The following is a 4,488-nucleotide window of genomic DNA, read 5'->3' as shown; positions in this document are numbered from 1 at the left end:
CGGGGGTGGGTCGGGCCCCAGCGGTCACCGGGGGGTAGATCAAGCCCCGGCGGTGACGCGCAGGACTTTGTCCTGGCCGTTGCCGTTGTCGGTGGTCAGGAGGAATGTTCCGTCGCCGGTCGAGGTGAGCGAACGAAGGCGGCCCTCAGCGCCTTCGAGCGCCGAGACTTCGTCCTCGACTGCCGTGCCGTCGGCGTTCAACCTCAGGAAGACGAGCTTTTCCCGTTGCTGGCTGGAGATGACGGCGGCGCCATCCCATTCGCCCCACTGTGCCCCGTCGACGAAGGTGAGGCCCGGGGTCGCGATGGCCGGTGAATCGCCCGAACTCCACACGGCTCCGATGGCGCCGGGCACTCGCGCCGGGTCGGTCATCGGTACCGATTCGTCGTAGATGACGGGGGTGCGGTCCGGCTTCCAGCCGTAATTTCCGCCGGCCGTCAGCAGGTTGAACTCGTCGTCGCGATCCGGGCCCTGCTCCACCTCGTAGAGCTGGTTCGAGCCGGGCCGGTACGCAAGCCCTTGCACGTTGCGGTGCCCGAGGGTGTAGACGCGTCCCGGCGCGTCGGCTGCGGCCGTGCCGTCGGGGTTGACGTGAAGCACCTTGCCGCCGAGCGAGTTTCGATCCTGCGGCACCGTCGGCCGCGCCGTGTCACCGGTTCCGACGAACAGGGTGTCGTCCGGTGCGACGAGGATGCGGCAGCCGCCGTGACGCCCGTTGTCGGCGACGGGGATGTTCTCGACGACGGCTCGTTCGCGGGTCAGGGTTTGCCAGTTCTCGTCGACGGTCCAACGGAATACCGCGATCGAGTTGCTGCCGCCTCCGCCGGCGCTGCCCGGATCGGCGCTGCCAGTACCGGGTGCGCCGCTGCCGCCGCCGAGCACGCCCTGGCAGGTGTAGAGCGCACGCGACTGCTCGAAGTCGTTTGCCAACGCGATACCCATCAACCCGGTCTCGCCTTCGGCGTACAGATCGCTCAGATCGGCCGCCACATCGGCCGCGTCCATACCCGGGCGTTTGACGACGAAGCGGCCGCTGCGTTCACCGGTCAATATGGTGCCATCGGGTGCCTGCACCACATCCCAGGGCTTGGTGAGACCGTCGAACTCCACGGTCACCTCGAGCTTCGGCAGGGAGGGGCTGGGCTGCGCCACCGCTCCCGTCGAACACGCAATGGTCAAGCACACGCTGGAAACGAGGATCCCGGTGCCGGTCAGCAGTCTGTTCACGTAGGCGCTCCTGATGAGTGTCGAGGAAGAGCTGGCGTATGACCTGTACCACAACCAGCTCGTCGTCAACCCCAATCAAGATGCGAGTCGGTAGCCCGCCTCCCGTCAAGATGCGAGTCGGTAGCCCGCCTCGGTGACGGCGCCGGCAACTGCTTCGCGGTCGAGCGCGGAGTCGCTCGAGACGACGACCTTGCCCGAGTCGACGTCCACCTGAACGTCGGTGACGCCGGCGATGTCGGAGATTTCTTCCGATACCGAGGTGGCGCAGTGCTGGCAGGTCATTCCTTCGACGATGTAGTCGTTCTGCATGACGATGATTCCTTTTCTCAGGTCGGTGTCAGGATCGGACGAGACGCGCAATGGCGTCGGATGCTTCTTTCACCTTGGCGTCCGCCTCGGGGCCGCCCTTCTTGGCTGCTTCGACGACGCAGCCCGCGAGGTGGGCGTCGAGCAGTTTCAGCGAGACGGACTGCAGCGCCTTGGTGGCCGCCGACACCTGGGTGAGGACGTCGATGCAATACCGATCGTCGGCCACCATGCGTGAGATGCCGGCGATCTGGCCTTCGATACGCCGCAGTCTCTTCAAGAGATCGTCCTGGTCGGTGCTGTAACTGCTCATACCGACCACCATACCCCTACCGGGTATGGGAACGTCCACGGACGGTGGTGCGCGCAGCGTTGGTCATCAGCAGCAGGGCAATCAGGACGCACACTGTCGCGGCACCGATCCACGAGCCCGAGTAGTGCGTCGACACGAATTCCGGCGCACCGTCCGGGACGGCGGCGAAGACGCGTTCGGTGACGCCGCGGTTCCAACACACGATGGCCAGCACCAGCAGCACGGCCGCACCGACCACATCGGCCAGTCGCCTCATCGCTTCCCCACCACTGCCCCCAGAGCTTCGCGCAGTCCTTCGTCGTCCCTTGCCCATGCCTGTACCGTTCCGCCGCCGACGAGCCGAAGGCCTATCCCGCTGCGACGTCGAGGTACCGAGGTGAGCTCCCCGAGCACGCGCGCCGACTCCCACTTCGCGAGCTCGTAGTTGCCATCGGAGTAATCCGCCGGAGGCAGGACTGCCTCGATGTCGGCGACGTCCACCGTTTCGGTTCCCTGCCGCAGATGCGTCGAGGTGAGTTCGACACTGACATGTCTCCGTGCAGCCGATATCTGAACGTAGGTGAACCCGGCGAGCAGCAGCGCGAACAGCGCGAGGGCGAACCAGTGCACGACCGGCCCGGTGAGCACTTCGATCGCCAACGCGATCACACAGATGGCGGGACCCCACGCCAAGGCACGCCAGCGGGCACCCGGTTCGTGAAAGAGCACATCGGCGTCGACCGACTCACTCATGGGCGAACCACGTCCTAGCCGAGGGGCGATAGACGAGCGCGCAGGCTGCCAGCAGTGCGATCACCACCACGACGAGTTCTTGGAACAGCATCATCCCGAAGGCGACGAACAGCAGCAGCGTCGCAACGAGCACCGACAGGGCGACGAGGATGCGACGGATACCGGCGTGCCCGGCACGCACCGGGCCCGACAGAAATCCGAGTACGAGACCGAGGATCGCGGACACGACGCCGACCACGCGGATGGTGGAGAGGTACGAGTCGATCTCCTCGGCCGTGGCGCCTTGACCGTCCAACGACGTTCGCAACTGGTCGGCAGGCACGGTGAGGGTCAGCAAAGCGACGAGAACGAGTGCCACCGCCGCGGCCAGCCAGAGCAGGTACGCCACGGCAACCACGCGGGGGCGCCTGGGTGTGGCGTCGGGATCGTTGCGTCCATGCTGCACGCGTCCATACTGCACGCCTCGACGAAGCCCGTACACCCGCGCCCGCGGCGACGGGGGTTCAGCTCAGCCTGCGAGCGCGGGCAGAGTGATCGCGACGGCGGCAAGGATGCCCATCGCGACAACCGAGGCGATCATGATGAGCTCTCGGGTCACGCCGTGCTCGACGGGTACCGGGCGCTCGGTGCGTTCGGGGCGCTCCGCGTGCGGGTGCATACGACTCCTCGGGCCAAGCGGGTGTGACACCCATCACGCTACACTGCGGGGCGTGCGCGGGTCCGGGTGGAGACAGCGAGCGGAGCGACGACGTCGCGGCCGCAGTTGTCAGATCTATTCTCACACCTGCGCCGACGGGACACGCTGGTTGTCAGTTTCAGAAGACGACGGCACTGTTTCAGAAGGAGATTGCAGTGCCCACCTTTGTGATCACGGTGTGCATCGATCGTCGATCGGTACCGCACCTGGGTGATTGATTGTGAAGCGCGATGTCAGGAGAGACGACGTGGCAGCTGAGCGAGAGAGGCTATCTCGATGTCCGGTGCACAAAAGTACCGCGGATACGGACCTCCGGTGCGGTTGAGCCAGGCAGTCGCCATGCCTGCCCTGTGTGCTCCGTCGATATCCCAGGGATGGACAGCCACGAGCATGGCATCGCCGGGATCGACACCGCACTCGTCGAGTGCGTATTCGTATGAGTGGGGGGAAGGTTTCCATGCACCGGCCGCGTCGACGGACAGCAGCGTCTCGAAGTGGCTGCGCACCCCGGCCGAGGTGAGCAGTGTTTCGGCTACGCCGGTGGAGCCGTTGCTGAGGGTGATCAATCGAATCCCGAGGGTCGACAACGTCTCGACACCGACAGTCACATCAGGGTGCACGTCGAGACCCGCGAACCCGTTCATGATGTGCTCGATCGCATCGTCGAGAGGTCGATCGAGTGCGACCTCGTCGAGCATGACCCGTAGTAGCCCGGATCCGATGTCCGAAAACGTGGCCGACGTACCCGCCGCACCCAGGGCGAAGCCGTCACGGAGAAGGCCTGCGAACCACAGCGACGACATCTGCGTGGGCGCTCCGACGTCGGCGAACCGAGCCGACATCGAGGTCATGTCGGACAGAGTTTCGTTGACGTCGAACACGATGATCTGCGGGCGGCGGAATGGGGGTGCGCCGATGTCCTCGGCCCCCAAGTCAGGTGGCACGACACTCACGTTCCTTACCTCCACGAGTCAGGTCCGGCCGGGCCGGACGAGCGGCGCGCGTGCAACTGCCGCGTCGCCTCGACCGTACCGACGGCAAAGTCCTCGGTGCTTACGAACGAAGTTGCGGTGCGGCGGGGACGTCGAGTTCGGTGCCGACGTAGTGGTTGAAGTAGTTGGTGAACAGGTTCGCCGCGAGGTGAGCGAACGCTTCGGTGAGTTCGGTGGCGGTCCATCCGGCGTCGAGTGCGGCCGTCCACGTCGTGTCCTCG

8 protein-coding genes are annotated in these 4,488 nt (G+C 65.8%); all 8 read right to left on the bottom strand.

Going from position 1 to position 4,488, the window contains the following annotated elements:
- Nucleotides 1-39: 39 nt before the first annotated feature.
- The 8 genes from WBQ44_RS19455 to WBQ44_RS19420 all read right to left on the bottom strand — a co-directional run bounded on the left by WBQ44_RS19455 (nt 40) and on the right by WBQ44_RS19420 (nt 4,219).
- The gene (locus tag WBQ44_RS19455; protein ID WP_495568309.1) at nt 40-1,227 is read right to left on the bottom strand and encodes a PQQ-dependent sugar dehydrogenase; all 1,188 of its coding nucleotides are present in this window, start codon (nt 1,225-1,227) and stop codon (nt 40-42) included.
- Between the two features lie 105 nt (nt 1,228-1,332).
- Nucleotides 1,333-1,536 carry a heavy-metal-associated domain-containing protein gene (locus tag WBQ44_RS19450; RefSeq protein ID WP_495568308.1) on the bottom strand — a complete coding sequence of 68 codons (204 nt, stop codon included), beginning with the start codon at nt 1,534-1,536 and terminating at the stop codon, nt 1,333-1,335.
- Between the two features lie 28 nt (nt 1,537-1,564).
- Complete coding sequence (locus WBQ44_RS19445) at nt 1,565-1,846, bottom strand: metal-sensitive transcriptional regulator (protein ID WP_495568307.1); 282 nt, start codon at nt 1,844-1,846, stop codon at nt 1,565-1,567.
- A 16-nt stretch (nt 1,847-1,862) separates the two neighbouring features.
- Complete coding sequence (locus WBQ44_RS19440) at nt 1,863-2,102, bottom strand: hypothetical protein (RefSeq protein WP_495568306.1); 240 nt, start codon at nt 2,100-2,102, stop codon at nt 1,863-1,865.
- A complete protein-coding gene (mce1N, locus tag WBQ44_RS19435) occupies nt 2,099-2,578 on the bottom strand; it encodes a transport-regulating membrane protein Mce1N (protein WP_495568305.1) in 480 nt (159 codons plus the stop codon). Before mce1N ends, WBQ44_RS19440 begins: the two co-directional genes overlap by 4 nt.
- Entirely contained in the window at nt 2,571-3,023 is a 453-nt protein-coding gene (locus WBQ44_RS19430) for a hypothetical protein (protein ID WP_495568304.1), read from the bottom strand. Before WBQ44_RS19430 ends, mce1N begins: the two co-directional genes overlap by 8 nt.
- A gap of 63 nt (nt 3,024-3,086) precedes the next feature.
- The gene (locus WBQ44_RS19425; protein ID WP_495568303.1) at nt 3,087-3,236 is read right to left on the bottom strand and encodes a hypothetical protein; all 150 of its coding nucleotides are present in this window, start codon (nt 3,234-3,236) and stop codon (nt 3,087-3,089) included.
- Between the two features lie 272 nt (nt 3,237-3,508).
- Nucleotides 3,509-4,219 (bottom strand): haloacid dehalogenase type II, encoded by a 711-nt coding sequence (locus WBQ44_RS19420; RefSeq protein WP_495568302.1) that lies wholly within the window; start codon nt 4,217-4,219, stop codon nt 3,509-3,511.
- Nucleotides 4,220-4,488 lie beyond the last annotated feature (269 nt).

Source organism: Rhodococcus sp. (in: high G+C Gram-positive bacteria) (assembly GCF_049591685.1).
Classification (GTDB): Bacteria; Actinomycetota; Actinomycetes; order Mycobacteriales; family Mycobacteriaceae; genus Rhodococcoides.
Note: the sequence above shows the minus strand (reverse complement) of the source record. Positions and strands in the feature narration are given on the sequence as shown.